The organism is Cellvibrio sp. KY-GH-1 (genome assembly GCF_008806975.1).
Classification (GTDB): domain Bacteria; phylum Pseudomonadota; class Gammaproteobacteria; order Pseudomonadales; family Cellvibrionaceae; genus Cellvibrio.
In genome coordinates this window covers 3,040,505-3,063,123 of record NZ_CP031728.1, presented here as the reverse complement: position 1 = coordinate 3,063,123, position 22,619 = coordinate 3,040,505, and the positions used below count along the sequence as shown (strand labels likewise).

At 48.2% G+C, this 22,619-nt stretch carries 24 protein-coding genes; 18 read left to right on the top strand and 6 right to left on the bottom strand.

Annotated elements, in window-relative coordinates:
• The first annotated feature begins 100 nt into the window (after positions 1-100).
• From D0C16_RS13135 to D0C16_RS13090, 10 genes are all read left to right on the top strand, one after another.
• Complete coding sequence (locus tag D0C16_RS13135) at positions 101-979, top strand: TraB/GumN family protein (RefSeq protein WP_151032801.1); 879 nt, start codon at positions 101-103, stop codon at positions 977-979.
• A 106-nt stretch (positions 980-1,085) separates the two neighbouring features.
• Positions 1,086-1,976 carry an ABC transporter ATP-binding protein gene (locus D0C16_RS13130; protein ID WP_225318668.1) on the top strand — a complete coding sequence of 297 codons (891 nt, stop codon included), beginning with the start codon at positions 1,086-1,088 and terminating at the stop codon, positions 1,974-1,976.
• Positions 1,973-3,325: a hypothetical protein gene (locus tag D0C16_RS13125; RefSeq protein ID WP_151032800.1), complete on the top strand. Its 1,353-nt coding sequence runs from the start codon at positions 1,973-1,975 to the stop codon at positions 3,323-3,325. The genes D0C16_RS13130 and D0C16_RS13125 overlap by 4 nt, the downstream gene beginning before the upstream one ends.
• 67 nt (positions 3,326-3,392) lie before the next feature.
• Positions 3,393-4,727 (top strand): hypothetical protein, encoded by a 1,335-nt coding sequence (locus D0C16_RS13120; RefSeq protein WP_151032799.1) that lies wholly within the window; start codon positions 3,393-3,395, stop codon positions 4,725-4,727.
• A complete protein-coding gene (locus D0C16_RS13115; protein ID WP_151032798.1) occupies positions 4,724-6,067 on the top strand; it encodes a hypothetical protein in 1,344 nt (447 codons plus the stop codon). The genes D0C16_RS13120 and D0C16_RS13115 overlap by 4 nt, the downstream gene beginning before the upstream one ends.
• Positions 6,068-6,108: 41 nt before the next feature.
• Positions 6,109-6,489: a GntR family transcriptional regulator gene (locus D0C16_RS13110; protein ID WP_151032797.1), complete on the top strand. Its 381-nt coding sequence runs from the start codon at positions 6,109-6,111 to the stop codon at positions 6,487-6,489.
• 71 nt (positions 6,490-6,560) lie between these two features.
• Entirely contained in the window at positions 6,561-8,120 is a 1,560-nt protein-coding gene (locus tag D0C16_RS13105) for an alpha/beta hydrolase (RefSeq protein WP_151032796.1), read from the top strand.
• Positions 8,117-8,917, top strand: coding sequence for an ATP-binding cassette domain-containing protein (locus tag D0C16_RS13100; protein WP_151032795.1), 801 nt, complete (start codon positions 8,117-8,119; stop codon positions 8,915-8,917). Before D0C16_RS13105 ends, D0C16_RS13100 begins: the two co-directional genes overlap by 4 nt.
• Positions 8,910-10,094, top strand: coding sequence for an ABC transporter permease (locus tag D0C16_RS13095; RefSeq protein WP_151032794.1), 1,185 nt, complete (start codon positions 8,910-8,912; stop codon positions 10,092-10,094). The genes D0C16_RS13100 and D0C16_RS13095 overlap by 8 nt, the downstream gene beginning before the upstream one ends.
• 152 nt (positions 10,095-10,246) lie before the next feature.
• On the top strand, positions 10,247-10,960 hold the full coding sequence (locus D0C16_RS13090; RefSeq protein WP_151032793.1) for a hypothetical protein: 714 nt from the start codon (positions 10,247-10,249) through the stop codon (positions 10,958-10,960).
• A gap of 65 nt (positions 10,961-11,025) precedes the next feature.
• Here the strand turns inward: D0C16_RS13090 and D0C16_RS13085 are convergent, their stop codons facing one another.
• Complete coding sequence (locus D0C16_RS13085; protein ID WP_151032792.1) at positions 11,026-11,586, bottom strand: glutathione S-transferase family protein; 561 nt, start codon at positions 11,584-11,586, stop codon at positions 11,026-11,028.
• Between the two features lie 13 nt (positions 11,587-11,599).
• Positions 11,600-12,067, bottom strand: coding sequence for a nuclear transport factor 2 family protein (locus tag D0C16_RS13080; protein ID WP_151032791.1), 468 nt, complete (start codon positions 12,065-12,067; stop codon positions 11,600-11,602).
• Between the two features lie 261 nt (positions 12,068-12,328).
• Here D0C16_RS13080 and D0C16_RS13075 point away from each other — a divergent pair, with 261 nt between their 5' ends.
• The 4 genes from D0C16_RS13075 to D0C16_RS13060 all read left to right on the top strand — a co-directional run bounded on the left by D0C16_RS13075 (position 12,329) and on the right by D0C16_RS13060 (position 14,775).
• Positions 12,329-12,649 (top strand): hypothetical protein, encoded by a 321-nt coding sequence (locus tag D0C16_RS13075; protein ID WP_191968482.1) that lies wholly within the window; start codon positions 12,329-12,331, stop codon positions 12,647-12,649.
• An 82-nt stretch (positions 12,650-12,731) separates the two neighbouring features.
• Complete coding sequence (locus D0C16_RS13070) at positions 12,732-13,256, top strand: hypothetical protein (RefSeq protein ID WP_225318667.1); 525 nt, start codon at positions 12,732-12,734, stop codon at positions 13,254-13,256.
• 99 nt (positions 13,257-13,355) lie between these two features.
• The gene (locus D0C16_RS13065; RefSeq protein WP_151032790.1) at positions 13,356-14,123 is read left to right on the top strand and encodes a sulfite exporter TauE/SafE family protein; all 768 of its coding nucleotides are present in this window, start codon (positions 13,356-13,358) and stop codon (positions 14,121-14,123) included.
• Between the two features lie 124 nt (positions 14,124-14,247).
• A complete protein-coding gene (locus D0C16_RS13060; protein ID WP_151032789.1) occupies positions 14,248-14,775 on the top strand; it encodes an outer membrane beta-barrel protein in 528 nt (175 codons plus the stop codon).
• Positions 14,776-14,829: 54 nt separating this feature from the next.
• Here the strand turns inward: D0C16_RS13060 and D0C16_RS13055 are convergent, their stop codons facing one another.
• The 3 genes from D0C16_RS13055 to D0C16_RS13045 form a co-directional block, all read right to left on the bottom strand.
• On the bottom strand, positions 14,830-15,327 hold the full coding sequence (locus D0C16_RS13055) for a hypothetical protein (RefSeq protein WP_151032788.1): 498 nt from the start codon (positions 15,325-15,327) through the stop codon (positions 14,830-14,832).
• Positions 15,328-15,369: 42 nt separating this feature from the next.
• On the bottom strand, positions 15,370-15,708 hold the full coding sequence (locus D0C16_RS13050; protein WP_151032787.1) for a zinc ribbon domain-containing protein YjdM: 339 nt from the start codon (positions 15,706-15,708) through the stop codon (positions 15,370-15,372).
• Positions 15,709-15,780: 72 nt separating this feature from the next.
• Complete coding sequence (locus D0C16_RS13045; RefSeq protein ID WP_151034922.1) at positions 15,781-18,111, bottom strand: Tex family protein; 2,331 nt, start codon at positions 18,109-18,111, stop codon at positions 15,781-15,783.
• Positions 18,112-18,349: 238 nt separating this feature from the next.
• On the opposite strand from D0C16_RS13045, the gene D0C16_RS13040 reads away from it, so the two are divergent.
• Positions 18,350-19,141 carry a DUF2884 family protein gene (locus tag D0C16_RS13040; protein ID WP_151032786.1) on the top strand — a complete coding sequence of 264 codons (792 nt, stop codon included), beginning with the start codon at positions 18,350-18,352 and terminating at the stop codon, positions 19,139-19,141.
• Between the two features lie 26 nt (positions 19,142-19,167).
• The gene (locus D0C16_RS13035) at positions 19,168-19,941 is read left to right on the top strand and encodes a GIN domain-containing protein (protein WP_151032785.1); all 774 of its coding nucleotides are present in this window, start codon (positions 19,168-19,170) and stop codon (positions 19,939-19,941) included.
• Here the strand turns inward: D0C16_RS13035 and D0C16_RS13030 are convergent.
• On the bottom strand, positions 19,938-21,266 hold the full coding sequence (locus tag D0C16_RS13030; protein WP_151032784.1) for a GGDEF domain-containing protein: 1,329 nt from the start codon (positions 21,264-21,266) through the stop codon (positions 19,938-19,940). The genes D0C16_RS13035 and D0C16_RS13030 overlap by 4 nt on opposite strands.
• 167 nt (positions 21,267-21,433) lie before the next feature.
• Here D0C16_RS13030 and D0C16_RS13025 point away from each other — a divergent pair, with 167 nt between their 5' ends.
• Together D0C16_RS13025 and D0C16_RS13020 are read left to right on the top strand one after the other, a co-directional pair.
• Complete coding sequence (locus D0C16_RS13025) at positions 21,434-21,892, top strand: hypothetical protein (RefSeq protein WP_151032783.1); 459 nt, start codon at positions 21,434-21,436, stop codon at positions 21,890-21,892.
• Positions 21,893-21,897: 5 nt separating this feature from the next.
• Positions 21,898-22,605: a DUF4386 domain-containing protein gene (locus D0C16_RS13020; protein WP_225318665.1), complete on the top strand. Its 708-nt coding sequence runs from the start codon at positions 21,898-21,900 to the stop codon at positions 22,603-22,605.
• The last annotated feature ends 14 nt before the right edge of the window (positions 22,606-22,619 follow it).

Here is a 22,619-nt window from a genome sequence, read left to right as displayed (position 1 = left end):
TTAGTGTATTATTTAAATAATACACAGTGCGAGTGCGCGCTGGGGCTATGCCAGGCCCTATGCCCGCAGTCTCTTAGGTTTCTCTGGCAAGGAGTGAGTCATGAAAAAATTAATGGTTGTCCTGGGGTTTAGTGTCGGTTTGTTGTCCACCTGTGCGGTGGCGGAAACCAGTCTTTACGAAATCAGCAAAGGCGAACAAAAAATCTACCTCGGCGGCACTATCCATGTGCTGCGCAATAGCGATTATCCCCTGCCTGCGGAATACGAACAGGCGTATGAGCAAACACAAATCCTGGTTTTGGAAACTGATTTAAAAAAATCCAACTCACCGGAGTTTGGCCAGCAGCTTGCGCAGGCGTTTATGTACACCGGTGGCAAAAATCTCGCCCAGGACCTGCAACCCAAGCTCTGGCAACAATTGCAAGACTATGCCGATAAAAACCAGTTTCCGCTCGGCCAAATGAGTATGTTCAAGGCCGTATTTGTCAGTCTGTCGTTATCGATTATGGAAATGCAGAAGCGCGGTTACGGCTTGGGGCAGGGGGTGGATATGTATTTTTACCAAAAGGCGAGTTTGGTGAATAAACCAATTCATGAGCTTGAGTCGGCCGAAGACGTGTTGTCGCACTTGAATGAGTTGGTTGATCTGGATGCAAATCAGGTAATCAAATCTACACTGCGCGATTTAAGCAAAATCGATAAGGTAATGAGCCAATCACTGGTGTTTTGGCGCAAGGGTGATTTGGAAAAGCTCGACAAAGAAATGGCGAGCGACATGCGCGAGCAAACCCCGGAAATTTATCAGCACCTGCTCGTGAATCGCAACCAAGCCTGGCTGCCAAAATTGGAGGCGATGTTTGCAACGCCGGAAACCGAATTGGTGCTAGTGGGCGCATTGCATTTGGGTGGCAAAGACGGTTTGTTGAACGCCTTAAAAGCCCGCGGATATCAAATAAAACCCTTCGATTTAAAGAAATAGTATTGCTAAAGCGCTCTTGTGGTTGTGCTGAAAAGTTCAGTGCAACGCGAGCGTTCGTTCGATAACCATAACAATTGATTGCACCACAAAGCTACAAGGAGTCTCTGTGCTCAGCCCGAATTCATCTCAACCGGTTTCGTTGCAAATCTTGCAGCGTACGCTTGGCGGCGTAACTATTTTAAAAGGAATTACCGCAGACGTATTACCGGGCCAGGTTATTGCCTTGCTCGGAAAAAACGGCGCGGGAAAAACCACCTTGCTGGAAACCATTTTGGGGTTTGGGTTTCCATCGGCAGGCGAAGCAAAATTGTGGGATACCAAAGCCACCTCGATCGACGGTGAGATTAAGCAGCGTTTAGGTTTTGTGCCGCAACAAGATGAATTGCTTGCAGGTTTGAATGGCAAGGATCATTTGGAGTTATTCAAAGCCTTTCGTAAAACCTGGAACCAGCAGCTGGTAGATCGCCTGGTGGCTGAATGGCTTATTCCTACGGATATCGCGGTAGGAAAAATGTCTGTCGGCCAACGTCAAAAATTATCCATTCTGCTAGCCATGGCCCATGAGCCGGAATTGTTGATCCTGGATGAACCCGTCGCGAGCCTGGACCCAATCGCACGCCGCCAATTCTTGCAGCAGCTGGTGGAAATCGCGGCCGATGAAAATCGCGCAGTGATTTTTTCCACCCATATCGTCAGCGACGTGGAGCGCGTTGCCAATCAGGTGTGGATGCTGCGCGATGGCTTGCTCGCCTATCAGGGTGGATTGGATGAGCTGAAAGAATCCTTTGTGCGCGTCACGCTCAGTTTCAGTCAGCCTTTTAATCAAAAAATTAACTGGGCTAATTTAGTTAAACAAAAAAATAGCGGCAACCAAACCCTGCTTACATTCAGCCATTGGCAACCGGCAATGGAACAACAACTAGCACAAGAATTTTCTGCGCAAGTACAGGTGGAATATCTGGGGCTGGAAGATATTTTCCTGGAGGTGAATCAATGAGGGAAGGATTGTCGCTGCCACAGCGGTTGCCACTATTGTTGCGCTTGCTTGTGCCGCAACAATGGCTACGGATATTGTTCCTCGGTGCTCTGGGGCTGTTGCTCAGTGGGTTTTTGTTGTATGGACTTTTCGGTTGGGCGTTGGCTAAATTTTTTATTTTTATGGGTACATGCTTTGCCATTCTCCTTCCAATGCTGAGTCTGCCCAGTCAGTTACTGAGTTTGGTGAGTTGCCGTCCACTGCGGCTGTTGTTCAATGGACGTCTCTGGTTGTTTGTTTTCTTGCTGGTTTATTGTGTTCTGCTGAGTGTCGTGGCTTTTTGTGCATTAATAATCATCGCAAAAGAAAACATTCCTGCGTCAATGTTGGCGCATATTTTTTTACTCCTTTCCATGATTTTTTGCGGCAGTATTTGGATGAGTAGCCGATGGGCTTTTGGCCGCGAGGCGGTGTTTTTGTTCTGCGCGTTCTGGCTTGGGAAACATCCGCAGCTACTGATTGATCTGTCGCTTCGCGATTGTGTGTGTCTGTTAAGTTTAAATTGGTTGATGTTTGGTAGGTGGTGGTTTAAATGGCAACCCGCAAAGCATCATGCGAATCTAATGTTTTTTAAGCCAACCGCCGCGCAACAGCGCGAAATTCAGCAGCGCGCACCTTTGGTCCTTGTTTCGGGGCACGCAAAAGCTTGGCTGGGCTCACGCTTGTTGGGCGCGCCGGATGGTTGGTTGCGGCGGGCGAAAGAAGTGTTGTTGCTGCCTTTGTTGTTATCTGTATCTCTTTTGCCTCTATCGTTATTGTTTCCGCAATTTTCTTGGCTGTTTAACATCGGTGTGAGCGGGTTTTTGTTGTTGTTAACTAGCGGTATGGGGCTTGCTGTATTGATTAACTTCTACCGTTTTTTACCGATGGTTTGGTTAACAGGGGTGGGTAAAAGGGAGCAATTATTCTCGGTCTTGTGGGCATGCTTTTGGCGCGAGCTGAGTGTCGGTATTGCTGTTATTTTCACGCTGCTAATGCTCAGCGAAATCGTCTTTGACACCTGGTCAGGTGTTAAACATTGGCTAGTACTGCTAGCGCTAGTGTTAGTACACCAGTGCCTGGTTTTCTTTCTCATGGCTTGGATTTACCAAAAAGGAAAATCCATTTTTAAGTATTTCTGGGTTGGCTTGATTCTGGCCCAAGCTTGGTTCGCCGGTTTGTGGGCGACCGAGCTGGTAGTAAATTTACCTTTTGATTGGCAGGGTATATCGGCGCATTGGCTGTGGATGCCTGAAGTGATTTTGTTGCTGCTACTTTTTAAATCAGTGCGCCAGGGCTTTGTACGAATCAATTTAGGTAGAGCTCCGTGAAGTTATTGGAACAGTGGTCTTTTATTACGGGATTATCATAAGGGGGCAGCCAATGAAGGCCAGTCATATGAATTTAGATCGGGGACTAATAGTTCTCCAGCAGTTGTTCCCAACTCGAGTAATTCGTTGGTTGATGCTGTTAATGCTGACAATTTTTTTGATTGGATTTGCACTGACAGAATTATTCGCGTTGGATTTGATTGGTGTGGTTGCCGGGGCATTGGCTATGCCGTTGGTATTGATTGGGATGATAATCCTACCGACCCAAATGGTGGCCCTGGCAACCCATAGAGCGGCCAGTTTTTTTCCGGGATTGCGTGGAATCCTGCTGGCTACTTACTGGTGGATCTGTTTGGTCTTATCGTTGACCATTTGCTGGATTTGGAATTTATCCCAGTTGAATCCGTTTTCGCTCTCTATGTTTGTTGTGGTCTGGCTGATTACCTCGCTGATATTCCAGGTGAGTGTATGGCTCTGTACCTTTTCGCAGACGGGCCATTTTTTGCACTATGCGGTTTATATAATGTTGGGCGATATTTTTGGCTGGTTTGCTGCGGTTAACCCGCTCTACATTCTCTGTTTTATTTTGCTCAGCTGGGCAATTTTTGCGAGCCGCTGGTTTGGCTGGAAACCGGCGCACTATAAAGCCAATCCGTTTTTTGTAGGCTTGCAGGTGCGTGAGCAAATGCTCTGGGGGAAAGCCTTTAAGTCTTGGTTCAATGTCGCCCAGGCGCGGACTTGGCTGGGTTCGCGTTTGACTGGTATTCCCGATGGCCGCGTGGCACGTATCCAGCGGATGCTGCCCGCTTTAGGGTCCGCAACTGTGGGTTTTTTGCCGGGTTATCTCCTTATGGGTAGCGATTGGTTACTTGGCCTTGGGTATATGTTCCTGATGGCTGGTGGCGGCTTTTTTGCGATGCTGATGCTCATGGGGTACGGGATGAATGTGCATCGAATTTGGTTGTATAGCCCCGGTAATCGTCGCGCGCTTTTTACTTATCTGCATGGTCGCTTTTGGTCTAGTGTGCTGCCGGTAACCCTGGTGTTGGTGCTCGTGGGTACGCTGGTAAATCTGTTCTGGAAAAACTGGCACAGTCCTTCTGACTGGTTGATGTTTATGGTGAGCTTGTTGCTGTTGCAGTCGCTGTGTTTTCACCTTTATTGGTGGTTGTACCAGCGCTTGGGGGCGAATCACGTATTGCTCAGTTTCGCGTGCGGCGCCTTGGTGCTGTGTTGGTTTTTAATGTCCATCGTGAGCGGTTTTTTAATGAATGGGCCCGCAAGTTGGCCAGCTATATCACCCCTGTGGATTCTTATTTCAGAAGTGCTGGGTTTGGCGCTGCTTTATCGGCCGGTGCGATTTGGTTTTTCCAAGATTGAATTCGTGGGAGCAGGGCAATGAAAAACCTAACGGGAAAAATGAATACCTTATTGGTGGTTTTTAAGTTGTTATTCCCGCTGAGGGTTTTTCGCTGGGTAGTTTATGGCAGCGTAGTGATGTTGGCATTGGCATCACTGCTGAATCTGGAATGGTTAATTGCCGTGGCGGCAGGATGTATTTTGCTAACGGTTTTTTTTGGAGCAGTTTGTGTACCTATGCAGGCGGCGAGCTTGGCCTCGTCGCGCCCCTTTAGTCTGCTGGGTAATAGCCGCCAGTGGTTGCTGTTAATGCTTATGCTCATTGGCGTGGTATTCAGTCTTGCTGTTCAGTGGATGTTGGCACACCTGGACAGACTCGGCTTTATTGCTTCGCTACCCGTGCTCTGGTTGATGGTTTCATTGGTCTTGCAAATTGGGGCATGGATTTGTAGCCGCTGGCCAGGTTTCAATGGATTTATTTTTATGTTGAATCCGCTGTTTGATGATATTGCTGCGCAGTTACATGAACAGAACCCAATCGGAGTTGTCGTTGCGCTGATAGTCAGCTGGGGCGTTTTTTCAATCTGGTGGTTACAGTGGAAACCAGAGAAGTATCAAATAAACAATATGAATCTTCCTAGTGGTGAGCTGCAAAAACGTCAAATGGAAGGCATGGCAGCATCCCGTTTAATGCAGGGCAAAGCGAGCTCTTGGATTGGAGCGCGTCTGCTGGGATTTTCGGACAGCTGGAGCGTACTTGCGCGCCGTATGTTTGGTTCATTGGCCTTGGTGGTATTTATTTTGGTGCCGATAACTATTTTAATCGGAATAGATAAGTTTCTACCTTTCATACAAGTAAGCACCCCAATTTTGCTGCTGACCTTGAGTGGAGTAATAGCACAAACAACCGCAACTAAATTATACCGCAACATTCGCGTGATCTGGCTGTGTAGTTCGGGGGGACGCAGCGACCTGATTGCGATAACTCGTCGAATCTATATGCGCGAAGTTGGTTCCTGGACATTTTTAACGGTTGTTATAGCAATAATGGTGGAAATCGCGTCGGGTGGATGGAAGGGCGCTGAGTCCTGGGGCCTAATGCTGTTTTCAATAATTTTATTGCAGGTATTATTGTTCTATACCGCCTGGTTTATTTATCAGCGTAAGGCCGCGAGTGTAATGTGGTTAAGCTGGGTTTGTGGTGGAGTATTTTTGGCGTGGTTGTGCTCCATAATAGCAACCGGTTTTTTATTTCCTTTGCCCTTTGAATTGCAGGGGATTTCCAATCTTTGGGTGTGGATGCCGGAACTGCTTGCAATCGTATTAATTCATAGCAAAGTTCACCGGCAGTTTGCTGCCATCAATTTGTTGCGGGCGGTATGAAATGGGTAACTACGCCCGGTTAATTTATTGGGGAATTAATTGTGTTTACCCTTAACCCCAATTCTGGAATTCCTATCTATCGCCAATTGGTCGAGCAGGTGCGGCGGATGATCGCCGGTGGGCAGTTGCAGGCGGGGCATGAACTGCCGTCAGTGCGTGAACTCGCTGTTGAGCATGCGGTCAACCCCATGACGATTTCCAAAGCTTACAGTTTATTGGAAGTGGAGGGATTGCTTATTCGCCAGCGTGGCAAGCCTATGCAAATTGCACCGCAAAAAAAATCGCAACTAACAGAACAGGCGCGTTTACAACATTTGCAGCCGCAGCTGGAACAATTGGTGATGGCGGCGCGGCAGCTGGAAATTTCCGATGCGCAATTAATTTCCAGTTTACAAAAATTATTAGAAAGCCCTGCTGAGTAGTTGTCGAATCCTCAATAGGTGATTCGTTACTCCTTCAGTAGGTAATCAGGAAATTATTAAGGAACCGGTTAATGAGAAAAAAACTACTTTTATTGCTCGCTGCAGCAACCTGGCTGGGAGGCTGTGGTGAGCAGCAGGTCGCGACTACCTCAGCGCCGGCCTTGCTAAAACCTTGTCCTGGCTTTGTGGAAACCGGCAAGCCGCCACTGGTGTATGGCGCAGAATGCGGTAGCTTGTTAGTGAGAGAAAATCCGGCAGATCCGGCAAGCAAGGAAATAGCAGTAGAAATTTTACGCCTGCCGGCCATCACACCTGCGCCGCAGCAAGATCCATTGTTTTTAATTCAAGGGGGACCAGGTGGTTCCTCTATCGAAATGGCAAGTTTTATCCATCCTGTGTTTGCCGATGTGCGTAAGAACCGTGATTTAATTTTTGTTGATCAGCGCGGTACGGGCAAATCCAATCCCTTGCGTTGTGAACAACTATCCTCCGCTGAGATGCGTTTGCCAGATGCCGAGCAAATGGATATTTATTTTCAGCGTATGCAACAGTGCGCAACCAAGTATAAAGACTCACTGCCTTTCTATACTACCTTGCACGGTGTTCAGGATCTGGATGCCGTGCGGCAGGCGCTAGGTTATAACAAGGTCAATCTTTGGGGCGTTTCCTACGGCACCCGGGTTGCGCTCGAATACGCCAAGCATTATCCGCAATCGACGCGCACTATTATTCTCGATGGTGTTGCGCCAAAAGAAATTGCGTTGTCAAAATTTTCTGGGCGTGATGCGCTCAAAGCGTTGAATGCTGTCAATGCTGAATGCCTCGCCCAATCTGAGTGCGCGACAGCGTTTGGCGATATATTACAAAAAGCGGAAAAGGTTTATGCCCGCTTACACTTGGCTGAGCAAAGTGGTACGCCGGTACAATTAACATTTGCGCACCCGGTAAATCAACAGGTCGAGCAGTTAACGTTGACCGCTAAAAATTTTTCTATGCTGATTTTTAATGCGCTTTACTCGCGCGACCTCACGGTACTTTTGCCTCAGGCGATCAGCGAGGCGGAACATGAAAATTATCGCTTGCTGGCAACCTTATTTTCCATGGCGATGGATCAGTCCCAGAAAATGAACATTGCCGATGCCATGCATTTCAGCGTGCTCTGCAATGAAGATTGGCATTTTGTGTCAGCAACCGATGTTGAAACAACGGCCCCCTTTTTTGGCATGAGCCTGATAAAAGATAAAGCCACTGTCTGTCACTTTTGGCCCAAAGCAAGTTTGCCGGAAGATTATTTTACGCCTGTCATAAGCGAAGTGCCCGCGCTGCTGCTCTCCGGGAAGCATGACCCGGTTACGCCTGAAGTATGGGCAGAACTGGCAGCTAAAGATCTACCGAATGCGACGCGATTACAGGCCGCTGGCGGCAATCACGGTGTTTCCTATGAAGGTTGTCTGCCGCAAATTATCGCGCAGTTTATTGAGCGGGCATCCATGCAGGATGTAAAAGCAGATTGCGTAGGGAATATAAAACCTTTGCCGTTCATGCTTGGGGCTAATCAGAAAAAAAGCTCGTCGTCTTCCTTGAGCAGTGCGGCGTCCAGTGTGGTGACGGCAGAAGGAGTTACACCATGATTCGCGTCGAACAACTTGGTAAAACCTTCCCGGCAAAACAGGTAAAGCGAATTACCTTGCCATTTGGACGGCAAGCGCCCGCTGCGCAAAATATTGTTGCGTTAAACAATGTAAGTTTTACGTTGAATGATGGAGAGATTACTGGCTTGCTCGGTTTGAACGGTGCGGGTAAATCGACCCTAATGCGTTTAATTTACGGTTTGCTACAGCCTACCAGTGGCGAAGTCTGGATGAATGATGTTTCCGTTAGCGGAAATCCCAATCTGGCCCGCCAGCATTTGGGCGTGCTGCCGGATGATACGGGTTTGTATAAACGTTTGAGCGCGCGCGAAAATATTCGCTACTTTGGTGAGCTGCAAGGAATTGCTGGTGCTGAGCTGGATCAGCGCATCGACAAATTAATTGGTTGGCTGGGAATGGAATCTATTGCGGACAGACGGGCGGATGGCTTTTCGTTGGGTGAGCGAATGAAAACCGCATTAGCGCGCGCCATAGTGCATCAACCCCAACATATTTTGTTGGATGAACCCACCAACGGCTTGGATGTAATTACCACCCGTGCGGTGCGCCATTTGTTGCATGAATTAAAAGCCGAGGGACGTTGTGTGATTTTTTCCAGCCACTTGATGCATGAAGTGAGCGGCCTGTGTGATCGCATTATTGTCATTCACAAGGGGGATATTTTGGCAGACGGCAATCTGGAAGCGATTAAAGCGGCGGGCAAGGCAGAAAATCTGGAAGACGCTTTTGTGAATTTAGTGAGCGCGGGCGCAAGCACGGAGAACAATCATGCATAAAATCTGGGTGGTATTTACGAAAGAGTGGCGCGACGCCTTGCGCGATAAAAAAAGTTTACGTATGACGCTGTTAATGCCGGTGTATTTTGTCGGGATTTTTGTGGCTTCAACATTGTTTGCTATTCATATGGGCAATCAATCACGTGCAACCACTACCGAGCCGATCAAGTTGTCGGTAGTTGGTGCGGAGCAATTGCCGGCGCTGATAGATTGGTTGCGTGAGCGCGGCGTGGATGTGCAGTCTGTCGGTGAAGATGCCTACCAACAGGTAGAGCAGGCAAAGTTGGATTATGCGTTAATTATTCCCGAGGATGCCGCCGAAAAATTTGCGATAGGTGAAAGTGTAGAGTTGGCGTTGGTATTTGATATGACCAATAGCAAAGTGCACGGGAGTTTGAGTTTTGTGCGGCAGCAGATCTGGAGTTGGAACGCGCGCATGGGCAGTTTGCGTTTGCTTGCTCGCGGAATTTCACCGGCCATTGTTAACCCTGTGAGTGTGCGCGATTTGAATATCGCCAGCGACGAAAAAATGGGTTTCTTCGTGATGCTGAGTTTACCCACTCTATTAATTTTGACGGCGTTTATGAGTAGTGTTGGTTTTAGCGCAGATATGGTCGCTGGTGAACGCGAGCGGCGTTCACTGGAGTCTCTGCTTATCACGCCAGTGACATCGGGTTCATTGGTGTTGGGGAAATGGTTGAACGCTTTTTCAATAACCGTATTGGTATTGCTGGTAGAAGTTTTTTTGTTTGCTTTGGCGTTTCATTTTTTGCCCTTCAATGATTTGGGCTTGCGCGTAAACGTGACGCCGCTGGATTTGGCATTAGTATTGTTAGTGCTAATTTCCGTTGCTTTTGTTGCCACAGGGTTGCAATTTTTGGTTTCTATTTTCGCGCGCAGTTTTAAAGATGCGCAAACCTATATGGGGTTAATGGTGTTTATTCCTATGGTGCCCCTGTTTTACAGTATGTTTAATCCCAGTGCCTACGCCGACTGGTTTCGCTGGGTGCCAATTTTAGGGCAACAAATATTGATCAAAGATTTGTTGTTAGGAGGGCGTGTTCAGGTTGCGCAATTTGGGCAGGTTTGGTTGGTGGCTTTAGTATTAGCTATCGGCATGCTGTTGTTAACTGCACGACAATTGCGCAAGCCTGGCATAGTATATGGCGCGGCTTAGTAAAACATCTGCAGAACTTTAGGGGGATGTTGCTTTATCGGCGTGACATTTCTCACTGGTTAGTCGCGCGCAGTTTTCTTAGAGTGGGCACTGTGACGTTTTCATGATTCGTCCAGTGAACAGAGTAATTGTTCATTGAGAGGCAACGGGAATTGATAAAAACATTTACGATATCGGCTATTTCTTTTGGCCTTGGCGCCGCACTTACGTATTTTCTGGTTGCTGATGTTAAGCAGCCGGAGAGTGAAAAAAGTGCTTTTTTACCGAGCGAAAGTATTAAAAGTAGTGGTCAGCAATCGACGAGTGTCTATACGGATTACATTCGTCAATTGGAGGAGTTGAATCGTCAGCTAACCAACGATCTTCAGGCGGCGCGTGGTGTGCAATCGGCGTCGAGCAATAACAACGCAAGTGATCTACCTGCAATTGCACAAGATGGTGCAAGCTTGGAGGAGTACTACAAGGCGCGTAAAAACTCGGAGGATTTTAGCCAGTATTTGCAAACTGCGGGTGCTGCCAGTGGGATAGGGTACGTAAAAGATTTGGCGGCAAAGTTTGAAAATGAGGCGGTAGATAGCCAATGGGCTGTAGATTACGAGTCAAGGCTTTACAACTTGCTGGAGTCAGATGCTTTGGCAGGCAACGTGACAGCACAATCGATTGTCTGTAAATCGCGGCGTTGTCAAATAAAGGTAGCCATAAGCGATATTGAGCAAGCCAATAAGATTATGGAATCGTTTTCTCAAGCGTTAAATAATAATCAATTGTCAATTGATAAAAGCATGGTGGTTTCTGCACCGGATGTGAGTGAGGGAGTGGTGAGTTTGTATGTGGCGCGCGATGCGAACGTGAAAATTCACGAGTAAGCGTGTATTTGTTATGTTAAATGGATACAAGAGATGCCGAGCAGAGTTATTGCTCGGCATTTTTTTTAACTTTGCGGTGGTTGGGTGGATTGAAATGCGGGATACGCTTGAATGCCGGAATAAAAATTTTCCAGCGTGGTATGTTGAGTGAAATCTACCTGCTTGCGTAATTTGCACCAGCCGATATAACACGCTAGTCGTAACTGTGCGTCGGTATAAGGTGGTGCTACGGGCAATTGTAGCTGGTTGAGTTCTGCAACCGTGGATTCAATTCGCGCCGCCTGGCGTTGCAAGTAGGGAATCGTTTGAATATCCACTTCGTCGCGCTTGATAAAAAATAAATTCACCGTAGTGTCCAGAGCGGTATTCACTAAACAAAACTCATCCAACTCCTTGGCAGTTTTACAAAATTCCTGCCCGGCTTTCTCGCGCAGATATTTAATAATTGAGCTGGAGTCGGTTAAAAATGTTTCGCCATCCTCCAAAAACGGAACACGTTTTGTGGGTGATTTAGCGGCGCTACCTGCTTGATCGGTTTCTATAAATTCACAGGGTAAACCGGTTTCCAGTAAAACCATGCGCACATGTCTTACGAACGGTGATGTAAAACTGCCATAGAGTTTCATAATGACCTCGCGCTTATTGCGTTATGGGTGGTGGAAATTTAAATGCCTGACGCGCTAGCAGCTTCCATTCACCCTGTTGTTTTTGCCATACCAACAACACACCCAGTTTGATGGTGTTGGCTGCGCCGCCATCTTTAATATCAGCATTGAGAATATGGCGAACCAATGCGGTGTCACCGGAAATACTGATGGTCTGCTCACTCAAATCCATAGTTACAAAGTCGGATTTTCCACTGACAATTTTCTCGATAAATTCTGCCTGGTTTTCGATGTGACCGCCGGAGTGGCCATAGCTCAGCATGGGTGAAGAGAGCGCTTTCAGGGCTTTGGCATCGGCGTCAATCATGGCAAGCCGCAGGGCTGCGACTTTCTTATCTACAACATTAGCCTCGCTGTCTGCAGCTAGCAGTGGTGGGCTAATAAAGCTTGCCAGCAGGCTTGCCGACGCGAACAGATACTTTAAGGTAGGGCTTAGGTTCATTGGTTTGGGGCTCCACAGAGGAATGGGTGAGTGCACGACCGAACAACCATCTTATTGATTTGGGTGTAAATTCTAGCGGCTAAACACGAGCGGCAACAGAATAATTATGTAAAACCATGCTGAGTGGATGACTTGATATTCCAAGATGGTTTTTGACAAAAATGATTATTCTAACGACACTGATGTGAAGCCTGTCACGGTTTATGTTGGTTGGTACTTCCGTAGCTACAGGCGTTCTCAATCAACTAAGGGAGTTGTGGTATGCGGGAATTACATAATTCAGTTGCTGGTACTTCCAAGCCTGTTGGAAAGTCTTCTCTGGCCGAGCGGTTGCAACATGTGGTTGATGACCGTCGCGGTATTCATAAAGCTGTCCCCATAGATCTGGGGCGTTATCTGAATGAATTACAATTGCTGGCGTTACACAGCCTGGAAAGTTTTGGCTGGCATTTGTGGTTTGTGCGGCGACCGCTATTTATGCAGCCGATTGTGGTGGTAAGTAATCCTGAATCTACCCAGCACGCCGTTCTGGAAGAAGATGGTTCAGTGAACCTCAAGCCGCAATTGCATATTCGTCATTAATTGAGTGGCGAAAGAATTATTCAGGATGGATTCAGTCGCAAGATCCTAGCATCAATACCGTAAACCTAACGGAGTTGGTGCCATGAAAAAAATTCTATCGACCGCAATTATCGCGCTCTGTTCTCTAGCCATGTCCGGATGTGGAGGCGAGTCGCACGCGGTCGATGATCCGCATCACGATGATTACGTGCCTGAGTTGCGCGTGTTTGATTTGATCGATAGTTACGATACCGACACCGCCAAACCCAATCATCCAGCGCTTGCGCTGAGCCCCTATTTGTACGATGGATTGTTCGATGTATTCTGGCAGGTAAACAGCTTGGAAGATTACACCGTCACGCTGCGGATTAACGATCGCCCATCGCTCACTAATAGCTTGAAAATTCATTCGCAGGTTTGTGGTGCCGGCCGTCGTTGCGATCAGGGCGGCAACTGGATATGTGAGTACACCAACGATTTCTACATGTCCTGCGATGGCTCCGGTGTTGAGCGGGATATCTATCCGCTAGTGAGTAAGGTGCCGCAGTTGGTTTACTTGTTGTTAGAGGTTTGTGATTCCAATTCCGGCTATTGTGAGTACGATTATTATCCGGTAACACTGGAGTAATTTGCTCTCATCAGATTATTTGCGCACAGGGATAGTGCTGGATAATTTCCTTTCATCTCGTCATGCTAGTTGTCTTTTGCGAACCATATGATCTAGCAGATGATTTCAGACCCTCTTTTTTATAGCCTTGCTGTTCCCGTTGTAATTTTAGTCGGTATGTCCAAAGGCGGCTTTGGCGGCGGCTTTGGCACACTTGCCGTTCCTTTATTAGCCTTGATGATTGATCCGCGCTTGGCGGCTGCCATTTTGCTGCCCATTTTATGCAGTATGGATGCGGTAAGCTTGTGGAGCTTTCGTGGCACTTGGGACAAACTCAACTTAAAAATTTTATTGCCCGGCGCTTTGTTGGGTACTGTCGCGGGTGCGCTTACCTTTGAGATGACCAACGTGGATTGGATCCGACTTATTATCGGACTCCTAGCCATCTACTTTGTCGCTCATTACTTGTGGGGAAAGCGATTTTTAGAGCAGCTGCAAGTGCGCCCGCCAAACAAAATCGCGGGCAGTTTTTGGGGGACAATCGCAGGTTATGTGAGTTATATTGCACATGCCGGTGGTCCGCCAGTGGCAATTTATTTATTGCCACAACATTTGTCCAAGTCTGCCCTGGCGGGTACTACGATCTTGTTTTTCGCGATTATCAACTTCATAAAATTGATCCCCTATGTATGGCTGGGGCAAATCAACAGCGAATCTTTTTATACCTCCTTGGTGTTGTTGCCCCTGGCTCCGCTAGGCGTAATGCTCGGGGTATATTTGCATCACCGCGTTTCTGACCAGGTGTTTTACTGGGTTAGCTACGGTTTTTTGCTGTTGGCGGGAATTAAGCTAAGTTACGAAGGTGCTTTGGGGTTGTTGAGTTGGTAGATGTCGACGACTACGCTGGAATTTGTGTTTGGATTAGGTATTATGCCAACGCGAGGCTAACTGCCATCAGTATTGGGGCGCCAGCCAAATTGGGCCTGATTATTAAAGCTAAAGGAATCAAACGATGAAAAATTGGTTATTTGCGTTGCTCATAGGTGTACCTGCGGTTGCGGTTGCTGGCGATAACATGACCGGTGGGTTTTATTTGGGCGGTGGTATAGCGCAAGCAGATTTCCGCTACAAAGATAAACCGGAAGGTGCTAAAGACAGCAAAATTGAAGTTTGGTATGCCGAGGAGCTTTTGGCTGGGTTTAAGGTAAATCCCTTTGTGGGTGTTGAGGGGCGTATAGGTGGCGGCGCAGGTGATTCTGACTTGGTATATGCTTCGCTGTACTATCGCACAGAGAGCTCCAACGACACAGCAAAAACTTATTTGTTGTTTGGTTACACTGCAGGTCAAAATATGGATGATGATGAAGACGCTAATATCTATGGACCATCCTACGGTGCTGGAGTTGGGTTTCCGGTCACGCCCAGCTTGAATTTCAATTTGGAATATCGAATGATTTTAGACGGACGAGCAAAAGTCGATGATAATTCGACTCGAGTTCGTATGGGCGGATTTACTGTCAATGTGGACTACCGCTTCTAAATAAGCCGCCAATTGCAGAACGCAAAAAACGGGCAACTTATGTGCCCGTTTTTTTTAGTTAATTTCAGCGGTTGGATGGTTTGGCTCAGGCGTTGGTTGTGCGCTGCTGCTAGTGTTTTCCGTTAATGTGCAGTAATAATTAATCTTTTCTTCTATTTTCGCGGCGGCACTGGTTGTTTTTTGCTGTTGCCTCCAGAATTTGCATTCCACACTATTTTGTTTTGCTTTTAATAGTTTTGCCAGTCGCTCAGCCTCAGTTTTATTTTCCAGCTTTTCTTCCCGGCGAGCTTCCGCCTCTGCAAGAAATGCGGCGTGCGTCATTTCTGTTGTAGCCTCATCTATAGAGGAAGTTTCAGATACGTTGGATGTATCTGTGGGTGACGTACCTTTTTGTTCAATTTGGGCGATTGCGGCCTGCATTGCGCTATTGTTTTGTTGGTGTGCAGGTGTTGCGTGTAACGGCTGCCCTTTAGGGGTTAGCAGGTAAACACTGAGTCCACCCAGAATAAACAAGCTAGCCCCAATTATTATCGCCTTTTTACTAACTTCCATTGTGTGTCCTTGAGTGCAACTGGTGATCCGATTCTTAAATACTTAGGCCTTCTTAACAAATTCTGATTTCAGCATCATGGCTCCATGACCATCGACTTTGCAATCCAGATCGTGATCGCCTTCTACCAGTCGTACAATTTTTACTTTAGTGCCGACTTTGATCACTGATGAGGTGCCTTTAATTTTTAAATCTTTAATGACAGTGGCGTTGTCCCCGTCAGCGAGCAAATTGCCGTTGGCATCACGCACTATAATTTTGTCTTCATCGGACGAGCTGGCAGATTTTGGCCACTCATGAGCGCATTCCGGGCAAACGTAATTGTCGCCGTCTTCATAGGTATATTCAGAATTACATTTGGGGCACTGGGGTAAATTGCTCATTCGATAGCTACTTTAAATTAGAGAAAAAATTGCCCGTTACCACAACCGTTGGTAACGGGCTTTTGGTTACTACTATTTCTTTTTCATTGCCTGCTGCAGTAACGCGCCCAAGCTGCCGGTGCTGGCCGGTGCGGGATTGTTTTTCTGCGCAGCGCGCTGTTGGTTTTGTGAGGGGCGATTTCCGCCTTTATTGCCAGCTTCCACCTTTTCGCCCGGAGTATCGTCAAGGCGCAAGGATAGTGCAATACGCTTACGCGGTACGTCCACTTCCATCACCTTGGCTTTAACAATATCGCCGGCTTTTACCGCTTCGCGCGGGTCTTTAATAAAGTTGTGTGACAGGGCAGAAATATGGACCAGTCCATCCTGATGCACACCTATATCGACAAAGGCACCGAAGTTGGTGACGTTGGTCACTGTGCCTTCCAGAATCATACCGGGCACCAAGTCAGTAATTTCTTCCACTCCATCCTGGAACTGCGCTGTTTTAAATTCCGGGCGCGGGTCGCGGCCGGGTTTATCCAATTCTTTGATGATGTCGGTCACGGTGGGCACACCGAATTTTTCATCGGTATAGTCCGCTGCTTTTAATCCTCGCAAGAATGATGAGTCGCCAATCAGGCCTTTTAACTCTCGCGTATTTTTCTGCGCGATTTTTTCTACCACTGAATAAGATTCCGGGTGCACAGCTGATGCATCGAGCGGATTGTCGCCACCGGCAACGCGCAAAAATCCTGCTGCTTGTTCAAAGGTTTTTTCACCGAAGCGTGGGACTTTTTTCAGTGCTGCGCGCGAGGCAAATACGCCGTTCTGGTTGCGGAATTCCACAATATTGTTAGCGAGAGTGGTATTCAAACCGGATACCCGTGCGAGCAAGGCTGCTGATGCAGTGTTCACTTCTACACCCACGGCGTTCACGCAGTCCTCTACAACTGCATCGAGTGAGCGTGCCAATTGTGATTGAGATACATCGTGCTGATATTGGCCAACACCAATGGATTTAGGATCAATTTTTACCAGTTCCGCCAGCGGATCTTGCAAGCGGCGTGCAATGGAAATTGCGCCGCGAATAGTAACGTCCAAATCCGGAAATTCTTTTGCTGCATATTCAGAGGCAGAGTAAACCGAGGCGCCGGCTTCGCTGACAATTACCGTGCTGGCTTTAATATCGCTGTGTCTTTTCAACACATCTTTGGCGAATTTTTCGGTTTCGCGCGATGCAGTGCCGTTGCCAATTGCGATCAACCCCACGTTATGTTTGTTGCACAGGTGTACCAGAATCGCTTCGGATTCAGCAATTTTATTCAGCGGCGGCGTTGGGTACATGACGCAGTGGTCGAGTACTTTGCCGGTCGCATCTACCACCGCGACTTTCACGCCGGTACGCATACCTGGGTCTAAACCGATAGTCGCTTTTTGCCCGGCAGGGGCCGCCAGCAGTAAATCTTTTAAATTGGATGCGAATACTTTAATTGCTTCTTCTTCGGCTTTTTCGCGCAGCTCTCCGAGTAAATCAGTTTCCAAATGCGTTAATAATTTTACTCGCCAGGTCCAGCGCACTACTTCCGCGAGCCAGCCATCGGCCGCGCGGCCTTTGTCCTGTACTTGCCAGTGCTCGGCGATCATGGTTTCGCAAGGGTGGCCTTTGCTCACCGCATTGGCGTCGTCATCGCCCACTTTAATGCTGATGCTCAACACGCCTTCATTGCGGCCGCGGAACATGGCAAGTGCACGATGCGACGGCACGGATTTGAGCGGTTCGTCGTGTTCAAAATAATCGCGGAATTTTTGTACTTCTTGCGAGGTGTCGTTGGCTTTTTCCGGCACCGCGCGTGCAGTAAAGGTGGCTTCGTTGTGCAGGAAATGTCGCAGGCGACCGAGCAATTCTGCATCTTCACTGAACTTTTCCATGAGGATGTACTTGGCTCCGTCGAGGGCGGATTTCACATCGTTAATACTGTGCTCGGCATTGAAATATTTTGCCGCTTCCACATCGGGGGCGAGAGTTGGGTCGGCGAGCAGTGCTTCCGCCAATGGTTCCAGCCCGGCTTCTTTGGCGATCTGGCCCTTGGTGCGACGCTTGGGTTTGTAGGGCAGGTACAAGTCTTCCAGGCGGTTTTTGGTATCGGCGATGGATACCTCGTGCTCCAGCTCCGGGGTCAGTTTGCCCTGTTCGCCAATAGATTTCAGGATGGCCGCGCGGCGTTCTTCCAGCTCGCGCAGGTAGCGCAAGCGCTCTTCCAGTGTACGCATTTGTGAGTCGTCCAGCCCGCCGGTTACCTCTTTCCGGTAGCGCGAGATAAAGGGTACGGTTGCGCCTTCATCCAACAGCCCCACAGCGGCGCTAACTTGTTGTTCTTGAACGTTTAATTCATCGGCGATGCGTTTGGCAATACTCGGCAAGCTGGTCATAAATCGGGCTCGTGTTACGGCGGAATCGAAGGGCACCATTATCGCCAAAAACCCAAACCCCGCCAGACTTGAATTTGCCTGCCATTTATGGGCGGAAAACCTGGCGAGCAATGGTGAGGTGAAGGCTAATACAAAATTTTTATAGAAGGTGAATCCAGTCGACGAGCATCTGCATCTTAAAGATCAGTAACCGCAGTAATGGGTACTGCGGCTAATCCAGGGAGTCATTATGAAATCGCTACTGTCATTCGCGTTGGTCTTGGTTGCCGGTTCAGCTGTGGCCGGAGAAGGCTGTAATTTGCAAATCGATGCCGGGCTGCGAGTATCGCCGCAGGTGTTGGAGTTTTATGACCATGACAAAACCGTATATCAAATTAAAGACGGCCAGTATTTGGTAGTGGATGGTGAGCGGCTGAGTTTGAACGGTGCACAACAAGCGTTGGTTGCGCAATACGATCGCCAGGTACGCGCCTTGGTGCCGGAAATTCGCGGTATGGCACTGGAGGGAATTGATTTGGCGATTTTTGGTGTAACTGCCGCGTTTGATGAATTGCTGGGCGAGCGCAATAAAATTTCCACGCAATTGCGCGGCGAATTGAATCATTTAAAAGGCGATGTGCGCCGCTATTTCGATAGCGAAACGATTAGTCTTGGGCGTGAGCACGATGATGCGCCGGAATTATTTGGAAAATATTTTGAAACGCGCATGGAGCGTATCGTGGAAACCTCGGTTCAGGATTCTATTGGCGACATAATGTTTGCGCTGGGCAAAGAAATTATAAGTGCCGGTGGTGATATGGAAGCGTTTGGCGCGCGCATGGATCGTTTCGGTAAAACGCTAGAGGCGCAAATGCAGGCGCAGTCCACCCGATTGGAAGCGCGCGGTGCCAGTTTGTGTCATGCCGCGACTGCAATTAACGCGGTTGAGGACGAGTTGCGCAGCGCGGTACCGGATATTCGCGCACTGGATCTTATTCGTTTAACCGCGGCCAGCAATGAACAGGCCGCGGTAGAAATTTAATTCCTTAACAGTTATTGGAGCTTATCATGTTATTTAGAGCATTCATTCCCGCATTGACGCTGAGCTTATTGACGCCCGCGGTGCTGGCTGAAACTGTAGCCAAAACCTATCCGGTAAAAGATTTCAGTGAATTTGTCGCCGGCGGCGGTACCAAAATTGAAATTACCCAAGACGGCACAGAATATTTGCGCGTAGAAGCCGATGCGGAAGTGATGAAGCGAGTAAAGGTAGATCAAACGGGAAAGCGCGTCAGTGTGTGGGTAAAAAGCGATAACAATTTTTTTAACTGGTTTGGTCATGGCGAAGGTCAAGTGCGTGTGGTGTTAAATGTAAAACATTTGGAGTACTTGGAGTTGTCCGGCGGTGCGCAGGCTAAAGTAGGTAGCCTGCAGGAGGATAAGTTTGCGGTTAGCAATAGTGGAGCAGCCAATGCTGAATTTGCCGCTATTAATGCCACAGAGCTTCATGTGGATTTATCCGGTGCAGCCAATGCTCGTATCGCGAGCGTGAATAGTCAGCAACAAGACTTTGATTTATCGGGCGCTGCTAATTTGGAAATTAAAGGTGAGAGCAATACGCAATCACTTGATGCGGATGTCAGCGGGGCGAGTAACTTGCGCGCTAAATTGCTGACGGCAAAAGTTGCCAGGGTGGATGCGAGCGGTGCATCGCACATTGAGCTAACGGTTACTGATGAGTTGGACGCGGGGGCTAGCGGTGCATCAAGCGTAAATTATTACGGTAATCCCAAAGCTAATACCGATTCCAGCGGCGCTAGCCATATCAATGCCAAAAATTAAGTGGTAGAAAAAGGGTCTGTAGAAAGATGGCCGCGCTGTTTATCGGAGTACATGGCTGCGTCAGCGCGGTGCAACAGATCTTTATCGTTGTCACCGTGCAATGGAAAATGCGCAATGCCGATACTGGGTGACATGCTAAGCGTAATTCCATCCAGCTGAAAAGGTTTGCTCAGGGATTGGCGAATTTTTTCTGCCACACCTTCGCTCTGCTCAGGCTGCTCAATATTTTCCAGCAGTATTACAAATTCATCACCACCAAAGCGCGCAATCGTGTCGCACTCACGCACGCAGTGTTCCAGGCGGCGCGCCACTTGCTCCAGCAATAAATCGCCGACGGTATGCCCGTAGTTATCATTCACTTCTTTGAATTTATTCAGGTCGAGATAAAACAATGCAAAAATTCCATTATTGCGTTTTGCGCGCGCAATGGCGGAATGAATGCGATCGTAAAATAGTGTGCGGTTAGGTAGGTGGGTGAGTTGGTCGTAAAGCGCGAGATGTTCCAGGCGAGCCATCATTTGTTTGCGCTCTACCGCCGCTGCAATTTGGGTGGACACAAACTGCAATAGTTCGGTGCTCTGCGTTGTGTATCTATCGCGCGCGGAAAAACTTTTCAAAATCAGCGCGCCCAATAATCCTGTTTGGGATTTTAATGGCACGCCCAGCCAGCTTTGTAGGGGCTGGTTATCGTGGGTGGCATTGTAGAGTTGAGCTTCCCCGAGGTTTAGCACCTGCTCCAGTAGTTGATCCCCCGCATCGTTGCGTTGATTGGCAAACGAAACCAATACTTGTTCGCGTACGTAGGGGAAACTGATTGCAGCATTTTTATCGCGCAGGGCAACGGAAAAATTATCGGCCGGAAGCAGTTCGCCGATAATGCGATGGATCTGCGCAAACAAGGTGTGCAAATCCTGGGTGGTGAGCGATGCCTCGGCAATTGCATACAGGGCCTGTTGAATCGCCTCCGCCTGTTTACGCAAGGTTACATCGCGTGCAACGGCAACCCGGCATTGATCGGCCTCAGACCAGCGCGCAGACCACATGATGTGCGCCGTAGAGCCATCCTTGCGGATATAGCGATTTTCAAAATGCGGCTGGGTCTCGCCCGCCACAATCTTGTCCACTGCACTCAGCGTACGCTGGCGATCCTCGGGGTGGATCAACTCGAGCATCTGCTTACCCATCATTTCTGACTGGGTGTAACCAAAGATGTGTTCGGCGCTGGGGCTTACATATAAAAAATGGCCATGTTTGTCCACCACGCAGAGTGTGTCGACCAACAGATCAAGGTATCTCCCCAGGGGGGGGAAGGGCAGGGCAGTCATAGATGGGGTCCGGCGCAAGCGATTCCAGCGGTTTGTCTTCTAAATCATCTTAGCTTATTTATTGGAATGTTGCTGTGAATTGACCAGCATCCTCCAGTTGCCAAAATTAAATATACTGTTATAGTTATGTATAACACTATATCAATGCTGAAAAGGAGGCTTGTGCGATGTCGGACGTTAGTAGGTTGCAGTTGCGCTTGTTGCGCGCCATGTACCTGTTGGTGGTGGTGGGTTTGGGCTTAACGGCCTGGCCGGAAATAATTGCCCCGGAAACCCGCGCCGCCGATTCCCATTCGGTAGTGCAGGCGTTTCTGGGGGCGCTGAGCTTGTTGGCATTACTTGGCTTGCGCTATCCATTGCAACTCTTGCCAATATTGCTGTTTGAAATTTGCTGGAAAAGTTTATGGGTGTTGGTGTTTGCACTGCCGGTTTGGTTGGAGTCCGGGCTTGATGAATATGCAGCCGGTGTTCTGTTTGCCTGCGTATTGGGAATCCTGTTAACGCCGCTGGCGGTGCCCTGGAAGTATGTGTATGTGCGTTATGTTCTGGTCGCCGGTGAATCAATTCGCGGGAACTTGTTGCAGGCAAAGCCCTTTGCAACAGAGAACAAACCGGCGGGCGAGTAATGCATATGAATTCACTTGCACAATCCCCACAAATTTATACGCGCATCGCCGGTATTTGTTATTTGCTGATTATCCTGCTGGGCATTTTTGGCCAGATTATTGTGCGCAATTCATTGGTGGTTATGAATGATGCGACCATGACAGTCAATAATATTGCGGAGTCATCCCAGCTGTGGCGCTTGGGAATTGTGGGGGATATCACCATGCATCTATTGGATATTCCGCTAATGGTTATTCTTTATTTGCTGTTAAGGCCGGTACACAAAACCATCGCACTTATGGCGCTGGGGTTTAACGTTATTCAAACCGCGGTGCTTGCCACTAATAAACTCACGTTAATTATTCCGCTGCTGTTGATTAGCAGCCAACAAACAGTCGTTTTTACGCCTGAGCAAATCAATGCGCAGATTATGTTATTGCTGGATGCGCACAATTATGGCTTTGCCCTCGGGCTTATCTTTTTTGGTTGCGCCTGTCTGGGCTACGGCTATTTACTTTTCAAGTCGGGTTATTTTCCCAAGCCAATTGGCATTCTGATCGCTGTTGCCGGTCTGTGTTATCTCATCAATAGTTTTATGTTGATGCTGGTCCCGGCGCTGTCTTCATATACATTTTTGTTGTTGGGTGTTTGTCTTATTGCAGAGTTATCGCTTTGTTTGCGCTTGTTGTTCTTTGGTGTAGATCTTCCGGTGTGGACGCGCGTAAACAAGTAATGATTGTTAATGGT